The sequence below is a fragment of the Methylotenera sp. genome, from assembly GCF_036401095.1.
Taxonomy (GTDB): Bacteria; Pseudomonadota; Gammaproteobacteria; order Burkholderiales; family Methylophilaceae; genus Methylotenera.
The window spans coordinates 528,992-546,439 of record NZ_DASWWA010000003.1 but is presented as its reverse complement, the minus strand read 5'-3'; the positions used below and the strand labels follow the sequence as shown (position 1 = coordinate 546,439).

The following is a 17,448-nucleotide window of genomic DNA, read 5'->3' as shown; positions in this document are numbered from 1 at the left end:
ATTAAATCTAGTGTTTAATCCCTTAGTTTCGTTGCGCTTTTTGAGCTTGGTTTTCTTTTAACTTCCTTCGCTATTCATTTTTTTTCGTTATTCAAGGCGCGTCTGTATTCTTCTAGCCTTTCCTGATAATGCTCAGCATCACCATAGTCAATAAAGCGCGAATAGCGTGAGTGCGTGCCTAATATCTTTCTGGCGTGCTTAATCGGGCAAAAGTATTGTTCTGTGCGCGCCACAATTTCACTTATGTAGGCGATCATGCCGCTCCCATAAGCGCAGTAGGTGCAATGAAATTTTTCAATAAAGTTTAGGTACTGTAATTGTTGCCTGTCGTAAATAATATAATCAGCCCGGCGTACTTTTTTAATGCCATAAATCGGAAAGCAGGTTAACTGGTAAAACGTGATGAAAATGTCGGTTATGACCAATGGAATAATCATGGCGTAAATGATAGGTCCGGTAATCAGGTTTTGTGGGCGATTAGTGATAAGCCACATAAAAAAGTTTCTCTTAAGACGCTTATGGGTGTCTTTAATTGACTTTTCAAACTCCACACGCTTTCCTTTGATTTGGAAGAATATAGTGGACTGTTGTTCATTTAGAGCGCTACGCAAGTCATCTTCAAGTTCGGTAATTTGATTTAGTAATTGTTGAATCCGTTCGTTCATGCAAATCCCTTGTGTAGTTAAATGGCTTATATAAGTTACAGTAAATATTTCTCCCTGTTAACGAGTATAGCGCTATATCGGTTAATTAGCAGAGTTATACTAATTTGCCATAGCTTGCGTTGGCAAAAGGTATACACATCTGTATACTTTAAAATTGAGTATTGCCAATTTAAGCTAAATTAAGGATGCTTTTTATGTATAAGCGATTGAGTGTTAAGCAGTTAAAGCCTGTCGTTAGTGTGTTATTGATAGCAACTACAGTTTTAGTGAGCGCATGTTCTGGTTTGGAAAATCAGCACTCATCATCCACACAAAAAGATTGGCCTATACATGGCGGCGATTACACCAACCAGCGTTTATCACCCCTGACCCAAATTAACACACAAACCGTTAACATGCTGTCGTTAGCCTGGTCGTTTAAAACCGGCGTATCCGCTAGCTTTCAAGCTACCCCTATCGTGCAGGGTGGCATCATGTATGTTGCTTTACCTTTTAATCACGTAGCTGCACTTGATGCAAAGACCGGTAAGCAGATTTGGCGTTACGAGCACACCCGAAAAGCTGATTGGAAAATGTGTTGCGGCCCTGCTAATCGTGGTGTGGCTGTGAGCGATGGCAAGGTATTTATTGGCACTGTGGATGCAAGGCTCATTGCATTGGATGCAAAATCCGGGCGTAAGTTATGGGACATTGATGTCGCTGAAGATACTGCACTAACTGAAAATACAGGCTTACTCAGCAAAGCTGATGCTAAAAGTAAAAAAGAAATGTACGGCGGCACTGGAATTGGCATTGCAATGGCACCTGTTGTATACCACGGCAAGGTGATTGTAGGCGTTACCGGTGTTGGTTATGGGTTGCACATAGACCAGCCAAGAATAGATGCACCATTAGGTGCCGTTGTCGGGGTGAGTGGTCAATATGGACGTCCTGGTTTCTTAGCCGCCTATGATGTAGATAATGGCGAAAAGGTATGGCAGTTTGACACCATCCCATCTCAAGGCTGGGAGGGTAAGTTTGCAGAAACCACCTCTGATGGCGTATCGCTTAATCGTGATATTGCGGCTGAGAAAGAAAATCTGAAAACTCACCAAGATGCCTGGAAATTTGGCGGCGGCTCTGCTTGGACCACACCGGCTATTGATACCAAAACCAATACCTTGTTTTTTGGTACCGGCAATCCTTCGCCACAGATGAATGATGTATCACGCCCGGGTGATAATTTGTATACCGTATCTCTGGTTGCTTTAAATACCGAAACCGGCAAGATTAAATGGCATTACCAGCAAGTGCCGCATGATATTTGGGGCTACGATGTAGCAAGCCCCCCCGTGCTGTTTGATTACGTAAAAAATGGTAAAAAAATTGCTGCTGTTGGTCAGGCTGGTAAAACCGGCTGGTACTACGTGAACGACAGGCAAACTGGCGCATTGTTGAGCAAGTCTGAAGCTTTTGTGCCGCAGCATAATATGTTCACCAAGCCAACGAAAGAGGGTACCGTATTGTATCCAGGCATTTTAGGTGGCTCAAACTGGAGCCCAAGTGCATTGGATGAAAGCAGCCAAACCAGCTATGTGGCTGGTATACATGCACCCATTAAATATACCTTAGTAGAAGAGCCAGCTAAGGGAAATTTACCAGCCATACAATATGTTTCGTCTGAGCCAACCAATGATGCACGCTGGGGTGTGCTATCAGCTATTAATTTAAGCACAGGTAAAATGCGCTGGCAGGTGAAAACAGAGCAGCCGTTAATGGGTGGTCTGTTGGTTACACGCGGTGGGCTAGTATTTATGGGGGAAGGTAATGGCTATTTTAAAGCTTATAACAGCCAGACTGGCCAGCGAGTTTGGCAATCAAAAGCCACTGCAGGCGTTAATGCCCCGCCTATTAGCTATGAGGTTGATGGCGTACAGTATGTAGCAGTAGTGGCTGGCGGTAATGCTATTTTTGGCTTTCCTGCTGGAGATGAGATTTTGGTTTACGCACTCCATTAATGCATAGGACATTCAATGATTAAACGCTTCTTGCTTGCTGCAGCTTTACTTTTGCTGGCAGCCTGCGACTCTGCCCCGCAGTTTACTTCACTTTCATCCAATGCCAATGTTGTCATTTTGGGAGATAGCCTAACTTACGGCACAGGTGCCGCAAGTGGTGAGGATTATGTGAGCCTGCTCAGCACTAGCACAGGGTGGAATATCATGAATGCTGGTGTGCCTGGTAACACCTCTGCGGATGGTTTAGATCGGTTAGACGCATTGTTAGAGTCGCATGATGATGGCTCGCAGAAAATTGATTTGCTGATTGTTGAGCTAGGTGGCAATGATTTTTTGCGCCATATACCTGAAACAGAAACTGTGCGTAACTTAAGTGCAATTTTGGCTAAAAGCAAAGCTCGCAATATTAATACTGTGTTAATTGCTATCCCAAAGTTTAGTCCGATAGGGGCAGCTTTAGGCAGCCTAGAAGACCATCCATTGTATGAAAAGCTGGCGGAGCAAACCAACACGCCATTGGTAGAGGATGTGTTTTCTGATGTGTTAGCAAAAAATAGCCTGAAAGCAGATCCGGTGCACCCTAATGCAGACGGCTACCGCATAGTGGCTAGTGGTTTAAAAAGCGCTTTATCAGATTTTGGTTTGTTAAAGCACTAAAGATACTGCTTAATTTGAGTGAGTGATTTTTAGATATAGCACTACACACGCCAACATGAAGGTGATGCTGTTGGCAATAATAATCGGCCAGCACATCATCAGAATGCCGTAAACCAGCCAGCCAAATACGCCTAAGCTAAATATGCTGTACATAGGCAGTGATACGCCAGACAAGTCTCTGGTTTTCCAAGAGTGTATTGCTTGTGGTACAAAGGCAAATGTTGTTAAAAATGCTGATAAATAACCAATAAAATCTGTCATGTTCAACATTAGCTTGCCTTAGCAACTGGCAATAGTTTTTTTACAGCTAGCATTACCACTAAGGCTGCAATGCCTGCAACTACACCAAATAGCCCATTTAATAAGGTTGGGGTGATGCTTTGCAGAATGCTACCGCTTATGCTATTACCTATATGCTCAATCGCGTGATGTACTGCCGGAATGCCGTGAACCAAAATTGCACCGCCTACCAAGAACATAGCAGCAGTGCCAACGACTGATAAAGTTTTCATCATGTGTGGCGCAAACCATAAAATGCCGAAACCAAGTTTACGTTTTAAGCTGGCCATTATGCTGTGGCCTTTGCGGCTTGCTAGATATAAACCACCATCATCCAGTTTTACAATCCCTGCAACTAAGCCATAAACGCCAACCGTCATTATCACAGCAATCCCAGTCAGCACTAATATTTGCTGCGTAAAGGCTGCTGTTGCCACTGTACCTAAAGTAATCACAATGATTTCAGCGGAGAGTACAAAGTCTGTGCGAATTGCGCCTTTGATTTTTTCTGCTTCCAGTACTTCTAAGGTTTTGCTCTCGTCTAGGCCTATCATCTTTTTCGGATCATGATGTACGGTTTCTTCAGCATGAAAAAACTTATGGAATAGCTTTTCAACGCCTTCAAAGCACAAAAATAAACCACCTAGCATGAGTAGTGGGGTGACCAGCCAATTCGCTAGAGCGCTAATCACCAGCGCCAATGGTACTAAAATAATTTTGTTAACAGCAGAGCCTTTAGCAACAGCCCAAACCACGGGCAACTCTCTATCTGCGTTCACACCAGCCACTTGCTGCGCATTAAGCGCCAAGTCGTCTCCTAATACACCCGCAGTTTTTTTTGCCGCGACTTTAGTCATGACAGATACATCATCTAAAATGGTTGCGATATCATCAATCAGCGTTAATAGACTTGCCCCGGCCATGATTGCTCGTTTCTACACAAAAGTTAAAGGTGAATTGGATTGAGGAGGATTATAATAGATTACCAACATAATCCATCTTTACTGATACTAAAAAATCATGGTTAATCAAGCAAATAGTGAACGGACCTTAGCAATTAAAGGCATGACTTGTGCATCTTGCGCGAGCCGTGTTGAAAAAGCACTACTTAAAGTGTCAGGGGTGGTGAGTGCTGAGGTTAACCTCGCTTTAGAAACCGCCCAAGTTGCTACTGTAGACAAGGTCTCAACAAAACAGTTAATCGATGCGGTGGTTGCGGCAGGTTACCAAGCCCAATCATTAGTCGCAGAACAAGATAGGGTTGAACATCTGGCAAGTGCCGATAAACAGCACCAATGGTGGCCGAGCGCACTTGCTGCTACTTTCTCGCTTCCACTGGTGATTGCAATGGTTGCCCAATGGCTAGGTTGGGACGGTCAACTATCTGGCTCGCTGCAATGGCTTTTAGCAACACCTGTGCAGTTCTGGTTAGGCTGGCGTTTTTATCAGGCAGGCTGGCATGCACTCAAGGCTAGAGCTGGCAATATGGATTTGCTGGTTGCCATCGGCACCTCCGCGGCCTATGGCTTGAGCGTTTATTTGTTATTTTTCCCGTCTCACAGCGGTGCTTCGCACCACTTGTATTTTGAGTCTTCTACGATTGTGATTACCTTGGTGTTGTTTGGGAAATGGCTGGAAAGCCGTGCAAAATCGCAAACAACAAAAGCAATCCGTGCGCTTAATACCTTAAGGCCAGAGTTTGCTACAGTTGTTGTAGCCGATGGGCAAGCACAGCAAGTCCCGATTGCGATAGTAAAAGTAGGTGACGTGGTTTTGGTGCGCCCTGGTGAGCGAATTGCTGTGGACGGCAATATACAGCAAGGTGACAGCCAAGTGGATGAATCTTTAATTACGGGTGAAAGCCTGCCTGTAGCTAAAAGGGTTGGCGACAAGGTCACTGGCGGCGCGATGAATGGTGAAGGCGCGCTATATGTTAAAACTACAGCGGTAGGTGCTGAAACAGTGCTAGCACGCATCGTACGGTTGGTTGAGTCTGCACAAGCAAAGAAAGCCCCGATTCAGCGCTTGGTGGATAAAGTAAGCGCAGTGTTTGTGCCAATTGTGTTGGTCATTGCGCTACTAACTCTGCTGCTATGGGGCTTATACAATGGTAACTGGGAGGCTGCCATTATCAATGCGGTAACCGTGCTTGTTATTGCCTGCCCATGTGCGCTGGGCTTGGCAACGCCAACCGCCATTATGGTGGGTACCGGAGTTGCTGCACAGCATGGAATTTTAATTAAAGATGCTGAAGCGCTTGAACTTGCCCATGCAATTAAAACCGTGGCGTTTGATAAAACAGGCACCTTGACAGAGGGGCACCCTAAATTGATTACCATGCACGCCACAGCCAAGGAGAGCGAAGCTCAAGATGACGACCAATTGCTGATGTTAGCAGCAAGCTTACAGGCTGGTAGCGAGCACCCATTAGCAAAAGCGGTGACGAATGCTGCCAATGTCAAAGGTTTGTCGTTGCAGTTGGCACATGGTTTACAGGCAATCGCAGGCAAAGGCGTGGTGGGGGAGGTTAATGGGCATAAACTGTATATTGGAAGCTCACGTTTGATGGATGACTTAAAGGTCAATCTTTCTAAATATAAAGAACATGCGCTGCTGCTGGAGCAAGCCGGACACAGTGTTTCATGGATAGCACAAGCGAGGACGCTAGATAACTTTGCACCCAAACTTTTAGGCTTTTTCGCATTTGGTGACACAATAAAACCCACAGCACAGAAAGCAATTGCAGATTTATCACAGGCAGGTATAGAAACTGTGCTGATATCGGGCGATAACCAAGGCAGTGCGTCTAATGTAGCTAGCCAATTAGGTATTACACAATATTATGCGCAAGTGTTGCCGGATGAAAAAGCAGCCATCGTAGCTGAACTGAAACAAAATGGGCTAGTTGCAATGGTCGGTGACGGCTTAAATGACGCACCAGCCCTTGCCGCAGCAGATGTTGGTGTTGCAATGTCTAGCGGTACGGATGTCGCTATGCATACCTCTGGCATTACATTAATGCGCGGCGACCCAGCTTTGATTGCGCAAGCGATTGATATTTCTAAACGCACTTACCAGAAAATTAGACAGAATCTATTTTGGGCATTTATCTATAACGTGGTGGGCATTCCGCTGGCGGCCATGGGCATATTAAGCCCGGTATTAGCTGGTGCGGCGATGGCATTAAGTAGCGTGAGTGTGATTTCTAATGCGCTATTACTTAAGTTATGGCGCCCGTCGTAACTCGGTGAATCTACCGAGCTTGATCGCGCTAGGTCTTTACCGCTGGCTGGTATTTTTTACTTGTTTAGGTTTTGTTGGATTTTTTTGAGTTGCTGATCAACAAAGCTGGCAAGAGCGGGGCTGAGTGAACCTATTTGTTGCGCTCTAGAAAATGCCTGCTGTGCATTTTCTAGCTTGCCTACGGCTTGTAAAGAAATGCCTAAACCCACCAATGTATTGGTTTTTACACTGTTGCTATTGTTTTCAATTGAAATGGCTTTGGTATAGTGGGTAATCGCCGCATCATGCTGGCCGCTACGCTGTAACAATGTAGCGAGAAAAGCATAATAATCTGCGCGGTTAGCTGCATAGGGCAAGCCTTGATCTAAAGTACTTAAAGCCGCAGTCTGGTCGCCAGAACTTACTTGCAGGCGGGCTAAGGCGATGCGGAACTCATTTTGTTCTGGACTGATTTGCAAACCTGTATTCAGTACATCTTTGGCGTCGTTCAGCCTTTTGTTATCTAGCAACAAGCTTGCAAGAGTTAGTCTAGCCTCGTGATGTGCAGGGTTAAACTCTAGCGCTTTTGCTAAATAAGCCTCCGACTCCGACACTCTGCCTTGCTGTAAATAAATGAGCGCCTGCTGATAGTTGCTATTAGCCGTTTGCTCTGGGCTCATTTTTTTATTAATATTAGGCTGTTTATTGGCAAGTGCTGCTGTGCTTACATTCTTATTGCTAAAGCTTTTTTCGGCCTCACTTTTTACAGACTCCTTGACTGCAGACTCTTTAAATTCAGACTCTTTTATTGGTGTCTGTTTTATTTGCGACGCTACTGCGCTGACTTTCTCTGCTTCTATCAGTGCTGGGTTGCTTTTTTTTTGTAGGCTGGCATCTGTGTTTTTTGCCGGCTGGTCTTTGATTGTCTGCGGGTTGAGTTTAAGTGTTCTCTCAAATAAGTTAGCTGGCGGCTCATTGGGGTTGACTAAGGTATTTGTGACTGGAGTGCTAACAATAGGACCGCTTACGTCAGACTCGCCTGCGGTGCCTAAAGCATCATTTGTTGGCTGGTTTTTCGCCGCGGCTGGTGCTTCCGGTAATGTTACTGCAGTTGCCGATTTGTCCTGTATAGGCTGACCAAACTTTGATGCTTCAAACTTCACCGTTGGCTTGTTATTATCATTGTTGCTAGCTTGATTAAAACCTAGCATTTCTTTAATACGGGCCAGCTGTCCAGGGTTTGAAAGTAAAGCGTAGCCAATTGCGATGGTAATCAGGCTAACACCAATAATATAAATATATTTGCTGCCACTTTTTTTGGTGTAAGCGCCAAACTGTGGGGTAATTGAAGGTTGTTGAATCTCAGTGGATGTTGCACCACGTTGTTCAAGGTCTTTCAGCATTTGATTGATTAAACTCATTGATTGTCTTTTTTATTGAGATTTAATATGGCTTAAGATTGTTAATGAAAATAAATAGTACTAAGCCAAATGCGCCCAGCAGCATGGTTAATGAGAGGCTTTTTAAACCTAGGTTTCGCCATGTTGTGTAGACAGACTCTGTGTCCGACGCGGCAGCCAGTACCGCGCGCATGTCTACTTGATGTTTGCCTTTACCATAAGTGGCCAATAAAGCTTTATGTGCCAATATGTTAATTAGCCTAGGTACGCCTTTGGAGTAATAATACATTAAATATAAAGCGGTACGGCTAAACATACGGCTACCTTTATAGCCGGCAATCGTTAGGCGGTGGTTCAGATAGTATGCCATTTCATCGCGGTTTAGCAGGTCCAGTTGGTATGCAAAAGTTATTCTTTGTTTCAGTTGTCGTATAGAAGCATGATTGAGTTTATCTTCTAGTTCCGGCTGCCCAAAAATGACCACTTGCAGTAATTTTCTTTTTTCCGTTTCAAGGTTGCTGAGTAAGCGTAGCGCCTCTAAAGTTTCTATCGGCATGGCTTGTACTTCATCAAGGCAGACCACAACTTTAATATTGTCACGCGCAAAGTTTAATAATGCATGAGTTAGTGCATTGAGTATCACGTGTTGTGTTATTTGCGTATCAGTGGGCAAACTGATGTTTAGTTCCTCGGCCAGCACCATTAAAAGGGATTGTGGCTCCAGATAAGGGTTAGGTACGTACGCTATTTTATAGCTTTGATCTAAGCTGGACATAAGCTTGCGGCATAGTAGGGTTTTGCCTGTGCCAACTTCACCGGTGATTTTAATAAACCCCTCACCGGTGGTTACTGCGAATATGACGGTATTTAAAGCATCTTGATAGCTCGCAGATGCAAAATAATAGCTTGTGTCTGGTGTAATGCTAAAAGGAAACTCATTAAGCCCGAAATGTTGCAGGTACATGGGTTATTGACCCTCGGTTCCTGTGTCTCGCTTGCGCATATCTTCAATGCGCTGCTTGCTTGATAACATGTCGTTTGACCAGCTATCTTGACCTTGAACAACAGATGCTTTTAGCAAAATAACCAGCTCAGTTTTTGTTTTAGCGGCACTTTGTTGACGGAAAGCGGCGCCTACACCTTTAACATCACCCAAACCCGGCACTTTAGATTTTGTGCTGGATGCGCTTTCTGTCATCAAGCCACCAATCACTATCACGCGGCCGTCACGAGTGCGGACAATGCTGTCAGTCTCACTAATGTTGCTAGATGCCAATGGTAGGTTGATTTGGCCGGCAGTGCCGCCTAATGTTACTTGCTTGTTGACGGTAGAAACCTGGCTGATAGAAGGGTGCATGTGCAGGATGATGTTGTCATCTTTATCTATCTGCGGTGTTACGTCCAAAGTGATTCCGGAGAAAAATGGTTGTAATATCACTTCTGGTACTGTAGTGGTAGCGCCTACTGATGCGGTTGTATTAGAAGAAATACCCGTTACAAAAAATTCATCGGTACCGACTTTGAGCACGGCTTTTTGATTGTTAATCGAAGAAATGCGTGGGCTAGATAATACTTGTACGTCACCCTGTGTTTCTAAGAAGGATAGCAGGGTGGAAAAGTTAGCGCCTTGCAGTGCAATTGCAAACAATGGGCCGCCTAATGCTGTTGTTGCGGCATTGGCGATTACGTTGCCATTGGCAGCAGCTAAATCACCACTGATTAGGTTGCCATTACCGCTGCTCGCGAGTTGCGTGTTTGCATTAATGTTGCCCACGATACCAGTGTTGGAGCCACTACGCCCAAATATTGACCAGTTCACGCCGCTTTGGGATTGGTCATTTAATTGCACGTTAAGGATTTTTGCTTCAAGTATCACTTGTCGCTCAATTGATACCTGCATTAGGTTTAAAAAGGACTCAACATTACGGATCTCGTTCGGCATCGCTCGCACGACAATCACACCTGACTGCAAGTTAACAATAATGCGGCGGCCATTCTCGTTGCCAACAATCCCGTTTAATGACTCTGTTAAATCACGCCAAAAATCGTTATTAGATGTGGTGTTAATGCTTGAGCTGGTAAAGGTGCGGTTATTGTTGGCACCGCTACCTATGTTGTTTGATACTTGTGAAGTGCCGCCTGTGTTGTTAGCACCTTGCTGGTTGTTTTGACTGCCGCCGCTAATAGAGCCAGATGTCACGCGGATATCAGATGCACCTTTACGTTGCCCTACAATGTAGTTTACTTGGAATACACGGGTCTGCATTGATTGCTGCTCAATAAAGATGCGTGAGCCATCTACTTTATATTCGTAACCGTATAGCTCCCTTAAAGCGTCTAATGCTTCAAATACGGTGACATCTTTTAAATTAACCGAAATATCACCTTTGATGTCAGGGTGAACCAACATGCTGTAACGTGTACCGCCTACAATTCCCATCAAAACCTGGTTGGCTGGTGCGTTGTTAATGACTAAATCAAAACGTTGTTCCAGTTTTTTTGCTGTAGCTTTGGGGATTTCGATCTTTAATGGCGGCAGTAGGGCATCATTGATTTCTACTGGCGTAGCAGTCTTGGTTGGCTTTGTTTCAGCGCTAAGCGTTAATTCATCTTTAATTGTATTTAAGGTACTTTGATCATGCGGTTGCAAAAAACCAGCGCAGCTAGTGAGTAGCATTACAATCAATAGTGGAGATAGTCGTATTGCAATTGTCGGCATGTTGTTCTCGTTTAGTTCATTTTGTCTATATTGAGCAGTCATTGTTACTTGGCGTGACTGCCTTTTTTAGCAAAGCTAGCCTGACCGTTAGCCGGCAGTATTTTCTTCTCTATAGCGTAATCCATCGTTAACACTTTCAAAGTATTGTCTGGATTGCGTAGAACGGCCTCTCGTTCATTAAGTCTGATTAATGTCGCGCCTTCATATTTCTTTCCCAGCATTACTTTTTGGCCGTTAATAATTGCCGCATGGTGATTTGCACCGAGGATGATTGATTGTAACACGGGGCCATCAAGCAAACCGCTACCGTCAGTGCTATGAGCCTGATTATAAAAGGCTGCAGGCGGTTGGGTTGGATCTTTCAGCGTATCGGCGTAGACTGGCGTCAGTGTAAACAAGCCTATTGCTCCGATGCAGCATAATTGGTTTAAAGTGTTCATGCTTATATGCTCAGCCATGTTTTATCTAAGCTCAATGTATATACCGTTAGTTTAAGCTGGCTGTTCGGAAATGACTTTACAGCAAGCTCACCACGGCTCCACAACACGTGCCAATGCATATTTTCTATGGCAGTAACATATTCCAGCAAATCTAAATAACGGCCCTCGACTGTAATTTCCACACCATGCTTAAATAAGGTGCTTTCCTGTGTGGTTACTAGATTCTGTGCAACTTGGTTAGGAGTGGTTTGTCCTGTGCTGCCATCAGTGGTTTGTGGCGACTGCTCTACCAGATTCTGCGGTGGTAGCGTATTTAGCGCGATTAGTTTTAATTTACCATTTTTAGATAATAAATCCCGTAATAACTCAGGCATCTTATCTGGGCTAATCAAGCTAACATTGATCTGGCTTTGTGCAGACTTAAGCATTTGCACCTGCGTTTGCAACTCAGTAATTCGCAGTTTGTTTTGTGCGTCAGGGTCAATCGGAGGTTTGTTTTTGTACAAGTTTACTTGTTGCTGTAACTCTTGCGCCAGCGCCCGGTCTGTTGAAATTTCAGTCAACAATCTTTTTTTGCTAGTCTCTACTGAGTCTAGCAATAGCATATGTATCAAGGTGTATGTAAGTAATGCTGCCGCACCAAACACCATCAAGCGCTCGCGCTGATTAAGAGCCTCAATTTTGCTGGAGAGCAGTAACCATTTTGCCATGAAAGCAGCTTTCAAGGTTTACCTCCAGTTGTTGGTGTTGGGTTTGCGTTATTAAGTGGGCTACTATTTTGTGTGGTCAATGTGTTATCTAGTTTAGACTCTAATAAGAACTCAATGTAATTAGGCTCGTTTGTAATGGTTAATGTGTTGTTCTTTGTGTTAGTTTTTTCTGCCGCTATTTCTGGCTTGATAGCTATGGTTGGCGCTGGTGTATTAGCTGTTTTAGGCACGCTGATATTTAAGCCAGAAAATAATTTACCCTTTAACGCAGGCTCGTTGCTTAAGCCATTAATGTACTGTGGCACTAAATCACCACGCAGTGCACGGCCTTGAATATTCAGTGTGTCGGTTTGACTATCTATACTAAAGCCCGTTAGCCACAAGCCTTCAATGTTTTGTTTGGCAAATGCGCGCATTAATGCTGCGTAACTATTTGCAGGTGTGTTGCTTGATTGGTTAAGTGTATTAAGTATCTGTTGCTGTACTTTTTCGCTTTCTTCAAGCGCCGCAATTTGCTTTTCAAGAGCAGTGTCTTTATCACGTGGTGTGTGTAATGCCGTGATTGCTTTAAGTTCATTTTGTGTTTTGATTAACTCGTTAGCAGCTTGCTGGCGCTGCAAACTTAGAGTGCTAACTTCGCTTTTAACATAGCTGTAATAAGCTAGCATTGCGACTGTGATTACACCTAGCATAGCAGCCATGCTATTAAGTGTTAAAAACTGTTTTTGCTTGATTAAGGCAAGGTTAATGAGGTTAATCTGTTGACTCACAGTTCGCCCCCGTCGCGTAGTGCAGCACCCAATACAGGGAAGAACAAGGATTGAGACTCTAAAGTGTTGAGTTTTGCGCCACCTTCAAAGTCAAAAATATCAGCTAAATCCAAACGCTCAACTTTAATATATAAATAAGAGCTGAGGTAATCATAAAAGTCCTCACGCCCAACAAAGGGGGAGAGGACTAATCTGTTAATTGCAAGTTGCGGAAACTGACGTTCAAAGTTATCCAGAGAGCGCTGAATTTCTAACGCAAATCGCTCAAAAATATTAGATTTTTGCTCGCTATTTTCGCTAGAAATGGCGTCTGTGTTTAACTCAATCTGTCTGGCGTGGTATAGCGCTTTATTAGCTGTAAAGGTAAGCAAGCCTCCATTAGCATTGATAGACAACAAAGCTAGGCCTCGATTCTCCTCTTCAATACATGCTGCGATATTTCTTTGCGCCATCTCTGGAATATCAATGACCTCTAAGCCAGATTTGGTAATGTCTGCAAATGGCTGCATATAGTTGCTAATTACACTATTTTTGGCTGACACTGCATACACATAGGATTGCCGGTTTAATTTAGTGTCATCAAAAGGGATGTGGATCACATCTACCGTTGCTTGTTCAACGGCATAATCTATCATGTCTTTAAGCTTCCAGCCAATTGCCTGTTTTAATTCATTATAAGGAACGTTGGGTTTTTCAATCTGAAATATTTGGTACTCGCCTTGCTTCATTAGCAAAGCGCAATGAAAGGTATTTAAATCTAGGTCAGCATCTGCTGTAATGGACTCAATATCGAAAGCTTCTTTGGTGTTGTTTAATTGTGAAAGTGTCATTTTTACCAAAGGCTTACGGTCACGTGTTTGAACCACGTGAGCAAGTTGCGTGCTGCGCACTGAGTGCTCGATACACAGCCATCCTTGCGATTTTTTCTTAGTAAAAAACTTCATCATGAGCGCTTAATCTATACCAAAATTTCTTGTCGTTTTTAAACAGTATATACTACATTAAGTTGTGTGTCGTAACTTATTGTAATATATGATTTATTGATGATTTTTTTCTTAATTTTCAATTTGTTTGATTAAACGTGCGTTTATTTAATTTAGATACTAGGGTCAGAATCTCTCTCGTATGTAAATAATTGGGGTTTTATAAGAGCCGAATGTGGCGCGTGCGCTAGGGTTAGTGTTTCCTGACCCTGTCCAGTTAAATCTAAGCCAAGCGGGTGCGGTTGCAGTTACATCCATTGAGCCTGTATTGCCAGCACCCGGCGTTCTGAGAATTAGATTAAAGTTGCCATTGCCTGGAGGCTCTCTGAACCGTTTGGATGCAATACCTGCAGTAGAGCAGCCTAAACCACTATTGCCTGGGCTGCCGCTATCTATAACACACACTTCACTAGGTATTAGCCCATCCGCTGGGTTAGGATCAGTTAAGATTAAACTCACCCCCGTGGTACATGCATCATTACTATTCAGCACCCACGAACCATTGTTCCAGTACTGCGCTACCATTGGCATTGGTAAATCTAGCAGTTCAGAGCCGTAGGCATTCTGCATACGTATACGGCCACTGCGTACCAAGGTGCTGCCTTCTATGATGCCAGATGCAGAACTTACGGCATCTGTATCAATAGCCCTTAGTTTAATGGTTGCTGGTGAGGTAAGAGCGCTGTTAAATGTATAGTTTGGGGTAGGGTTAGCAATGCCTTGTGAAAAAGCAGTTGCAAGTATACTGTTGTTTAAAAGTGAGCCGGTTGTAACTGCGTTACCATCGCTCAATGTTGTGGTCTTGGAGAAGTTAGGGCTGGTATTTGCTGTGCCGTCATAATTCTGCGTTACATTCCCAAGCGCGTTCATTGCCTTAACTTGCACACTAAATGGCTGCGCAGAGTAAGTAAAGTTTCCTGCATTACACCCTTGTGTGACGATGGTATCAAAATGATCAGGGATGAAGCGGCCAACATTACCAGCACCATTGCATGAGGTGCCGCTATTGCCAGTGTTACTGCTTGCCGTTATACCGGAACCTAAATAGTTGCCACTGGTTAAAGTTGCCGTGATATCTCCGTTGCCAACCTCAGTCCATTTTAGCGTAGTGGCTGTTGCTGCGCCGTTTGTAAATGTGCCTAATGAACCTGTAAAGCTGCCGCTGACCGAATTTACGCCAGATGGCTGGCATTTGTTAAAACTCAGTGTAGCGCCTTCTGCTGTGCTTTCTTTACCAAAATTGGGGGTAGTAGCACTTGCCGAGTTTTGAGCAGTAACTGTAACGCCAAAGTTACTGCCAGCTTTAATCGGAGCGGCAGTAATGGCTGAAAATGCAAAAGCGGCAGGCGCTGCAATAAAGTTATCAGACCCCGTCATATTTAACCCACCAGTGGTGATTTTGGCGGTGAGTGCCATATTGCCTACATCTGCATATTGCACCGTAGTGGTGGCAGCACCACTAGCATTAAAGCTTAAGCTGACATTTTGGCCGCTAGTGTCACAGGCCGCTGCTGTGCTATTGCCGGAGTTTAGTGCTTTATTGCCAACCCTCACTGGCATAGTGCCTGTGGCTGGGTTGCTGTAGCTACAAGTGAAATTGATGTTTCTGTTAACGCTGGCAAATGCGGGCGTACACGTTAGGCTATTATTAGATTTTCTAACTGCACTGATGGTAACAGTTTGGCTGACCTCTGAAACATGATTCAACACATCAAATAAAAAACCAGCTTCTAAAAAAGTAAGGTTGCTGTCACAGGTAGATCCAAAGGTATAGTCTTGAGGAAGACAAATCGCACCTGCGCCGCTTGCCTCACTGATAAGGCCTGATGCTAAGTTGATATTAAGCGTTTCGTTAAAGCCGTTGGTTAAGCCTAGCGTGATACGAGATTCATTACTGAAGGTGTAGTTAGCTGTTCCATTACCGGTATCGTTAACAGGGTTAATGGTTGATATGCTGGACCAAGTGCCATGGCTGGTACTGGTTGCAATTTGCATGGTGGTGCCAGCTAGGCTAAATAGCGCATGGGTTGCATCATGGGCTTCTACTACGACATTTGCTGGGTTGCAACCAACAACTTGTCCGCTATGTACAATGTGAAAGTGGTCTAGTGATGTACAAGTTGTGCGTACAATATTCATATCCGCGTCAGCTTGTGTTGCACTAATATCTCTGGAATATATATACACCTCATCAATAGTGCCGTTAGCGCCATTTGGCGTGCCAGTATTGGGTGTAACGCCAGATGTGCGGTTGTCGCCAATATAGATTGAGCTTAAGTTTGTAATATTGCCACTGGAGGTCGAGCGATATGGTGTGGTGGTATTGGTTGTTTCTAACACACCATCAAGAAATATCTGTAAAACCGTCTGATTACTACCAGGCTTGATGTTCCAACTCACTCCCACATGATGCCAGGTGTTAGCGGCAAAATTACGGCTCGTTGAGGTTTCTGCAGTAAGAACTGTGCCTGCACTGTCGGTAATTGCAAACCTTAATCTGCCATTTGCTAGCTTCATAAAGAAAAAAGGCTGCGCTGCAATTTTAGTTGCATCAAAAAATGTTGCATTCGAAGATCCGGCGTTCCACACTACATTCGATTTGTACCACATGTCTACCGAGCCAGTGTTGCCCGGCACAATAGGCGTAGCAATTGCATCTATTGTTGTATTGGATGTGTTATTGGTAAAGCTGCCACCACGGCAAAGTTTACCTGCGGCTACATTAGTAACCAGTCCAACCACAGATGCATTTTGGCTATTGCCAGATGTGTCTTTAACTTCATTGGGGGTGTTAGCCCAAATGCTTTCATCAAATCGATATTCGGCAGTTTTTGGGTCTAACTGGTTTGCTGGGTACCATAAGATAGAGGTGCCATTGGTGGTGTCGATAAATGCCTGATTGTAGGAGTATTGCGTGGAGTCGGTAGTGCTTAACTGTACGCCTACAGTAGCGGCGGAGCCTGTGCTACTGCCGGTTGTGTAGTTGTATTTGAAGTTGCCGTTAACGCCGGTATTGCTTTCATAAAGTACAACCTGAAAGTTGTAGCGCGTAGTGGTGTTGTACAGCTTTACATTTACCCATGAAATCACAAAACGATCTTGATTCGTTACCGGGTCAGTAATGAGCTCATACTTTACAGAAGCGCCAGTTGTATTGTTCCCAGTGCCAGCAACGATATCTGTCCAGTAAGGCAGCATAATGTTGGTTGGTATACCTTGCGAGCAGCCAGTAAATGCCAGCGCATTTGATGTGATAGGAAGTGCTAAGTTTGAATAGTTGCGATGGTAGCCTGAAGTGTCGCCACCAAAATTTAAGATGCCGTTGGAGTAAATTCTGACACTAGTGTAATCAACACCACCAAACGTGAACTTAAACCCTGACGGAAAGCTAATGTCTGCCCAGTCATCATCACCTAGAGGGTAAGTGGTACAGGCTGGCGAAGTTCCAGTGGCATGCCAAGCAACGGTAGTGGCGGTAGCTGAAGGGGTGTCATAACTAAAACTATCATTTCTGTATGCATAAGTTGCAGCATGCGCAGGGCTACTTATTAATGATAGCGCTAAGCTTAATATTAAAATAAGAAACCGAAAGTTCATTAATAATTA

14 protein-coding genes are annotated in these 17,448 nt (G+C 44.1%); 3 read left to right on the top strand and 11 right to left on the bottom strand.

Annotated features, from left to right (window positions below; all coding sequences use genetic code 11):
• Positions 1–74 precede the first annotated feature (74 nt).
• On the bottom strand, positions 75–665 hold the full coding sequence (locus VGD82_RS04380; RefSeq protein ID WP_331019229.1) for a hypothetical protein: 591 nt from the start codon (positions 663–665) through the stop codon (positions 75–77).
• 194 nt (positions 666–859) lie between these two features.
• On the opposite strand from VGD82_RS04380, the gene VGD82_RS04375 reads away from it, so the two are divergent.
• Positions 860–2,662 (top strand): pyrroloquinoline quinone-dependent dehydrogenase, encoded by a 1,803-nt coding sequence (locus VGD82_RS04375; protein WP_331019228.1) that lies wholly within the window; start codon positions 860–862, stop codon positions 2,660–2,662.
• A gap of 15 nt (positions 2,663–2,677) precedes the next feature.
• Positions 2,678–3,319, top strand: coding sequence for an arylesterase (locus VGD82_RS04370; RefSeq protein WP_331019227.1), 642 nt, complete (start codon positions 2,678–2,680; stop codon positions 3,317–3,319).
• Between the two features lie 9 nt (positions 3,320–3,328).
• On the opposite strand, the gene VGD82_RS04365 is transcribed toward VGD82_RS04370, so the two are convergent.
• On the bottom strand, positions 3,329–3,589 hold the full coding sequence (locus VGD82_RS04365) for a SemiSWEET transporter (RefSeq protein WP_331019226.1): 261 nt from the start codon (positions 3,587–3,589) through the stop codon (positions 3,329–3,331).
• Positions 3,589–4,521, bottom strand: a complete 933-nt coding sequence (locus VGD82_RS04360; protein ID WP_331019225.1) for a DUF808 domain-containing protein — start codon at positions 4,519–4,521, stop codon at positions 3,589–3,591. Before VGD82_RS04360 ends, VGD82_RS04365 begins: the two co-directional genes overlap by 1 nt.
• Positions 4,522–4,618: 97 nt before the next feature.
• On the opposite strand from VGD82_RS04360, the gene VGD82_RS04355 reads away from it, so the two are divergent.
• The gene (locus VGD82_RS04355; RefSeq protein ID WP_331019224.1) at positions 4,619–6,841 is read left to right on the top strand and encodes a heavy metal translocating P-type ATPase; all 2,223 of its coding nucleotides are present in this window, start codon (positions 4,619–4,621) and stop codon (positions 6,839–6,841) included.
• Positions 6,842–6,897: 56 nt separating this feature from the next.
• Here VGD82_RS04355 and VGD82_RS04350 read toward each other — a convergent pair whose 3' ends face one another.
• The 8 genes from VGD82_RS04350 to VGD82_RS04315 form a co-directional block, all read right to left on the bottom strand.
• Positions 6,898–8,241, bottom strand: a complete 1,344-nt coding sequence (locus VGD82_RS04350; RefSeq protein ID WP_331019223.1) for a tetratricopeptide repeat protein — start codon at positions 8,239–8,241, stop codon at positions 6,898–6,900.
• A gap of 22 nt (positions 8,242–8,263) precedes the next feature.
• Positions 8,264–9,184, bottom strand: coding sequence for an ExeA family protein (locus tag VGD82_RS04345; protein ID WP_331019222.1), 921 nt, complete (start codon positions 9,182–9,184; stop codon positions 8,264–8,266).
• 3 nt (positions 9,185–9,187) lie between these two features.
• Positions 9,188–10,939, bottom strand: a complete 1,752-nt coding sequence (gene mshL / locus VGD82_RS04340; protein WP_331019221.1) for a pilus (MSHA type) biogenesis protein MshL — start codon at positions 10,937–10,939, stop codon at positions 9,188–9,190.
• Between the two features lie 44 nt (positions 10,940–10,983).
• Entirely contained in the window at positions 10,984–11,379 is a 396-nt protein-coding gene (locus VGD82_RS04335) for a hypothetical protein (RefSeq protein ID WP_331019220.1), read from the bottom strand.
• Between the two features lie 2 nt (positions 11,380–11,381).
• Positions 11,382–12,089 carry an MSHA biogenesis protein MshJ gene (locus tag VGD82_RS04330; protein ID WP_331019219.1) on the bottom strand — a complete coding sequence of 236 codons (708 nt, stop codon included), beginning with the start codon at positions 12,087–12,089 and terminating at the stop codon, positions 11,382–11,384.
• Positions 12,090–12,100: 11 nt separating this feature from the next.
• Positions 12,101–12,859 carry a PilN domain-containing protein gene (locus VGD82_RS04325; RefSeq protein WP_331019218.1) on the bottom strand — a complete coding sequence of 253 codons (759 nt, stop codon included), beginning with the start codon at positions 12,857–12,859 and terminating at the stop codon, positions 12,101–12,103.
• The gene (locus VGD82_RS04320; RefSeq protein ID WP_331019217.1) at positions 12,856–13,806 is read right to left on the bottom strand and encodes an agglutinin biogenesis protein MshI; all 951 of its coding nucleotides are present in this window, start codon (positions 13,804–13,806) and stop codon (positions 12,856–12,858) included. The genes VGD82_RS04325 and VGD82_RS04320 overlap by 4 nt, the downstream gene beginning before the upstream one ends.
• A 162-nt stretch (positions 13,807–13,968) precedes the next feature.
• Entirely contained in the window at positions 13,969–17,439 is a 3,471-nt protein-coding gene (locus VGD82_RS04315; RefSeq protein WP_331019216.1) for a DUF6701 domain-containing protein, read from the bottom strand.
• Positions 17,440–17,448 lie beyond the last annotated feature (9 nt).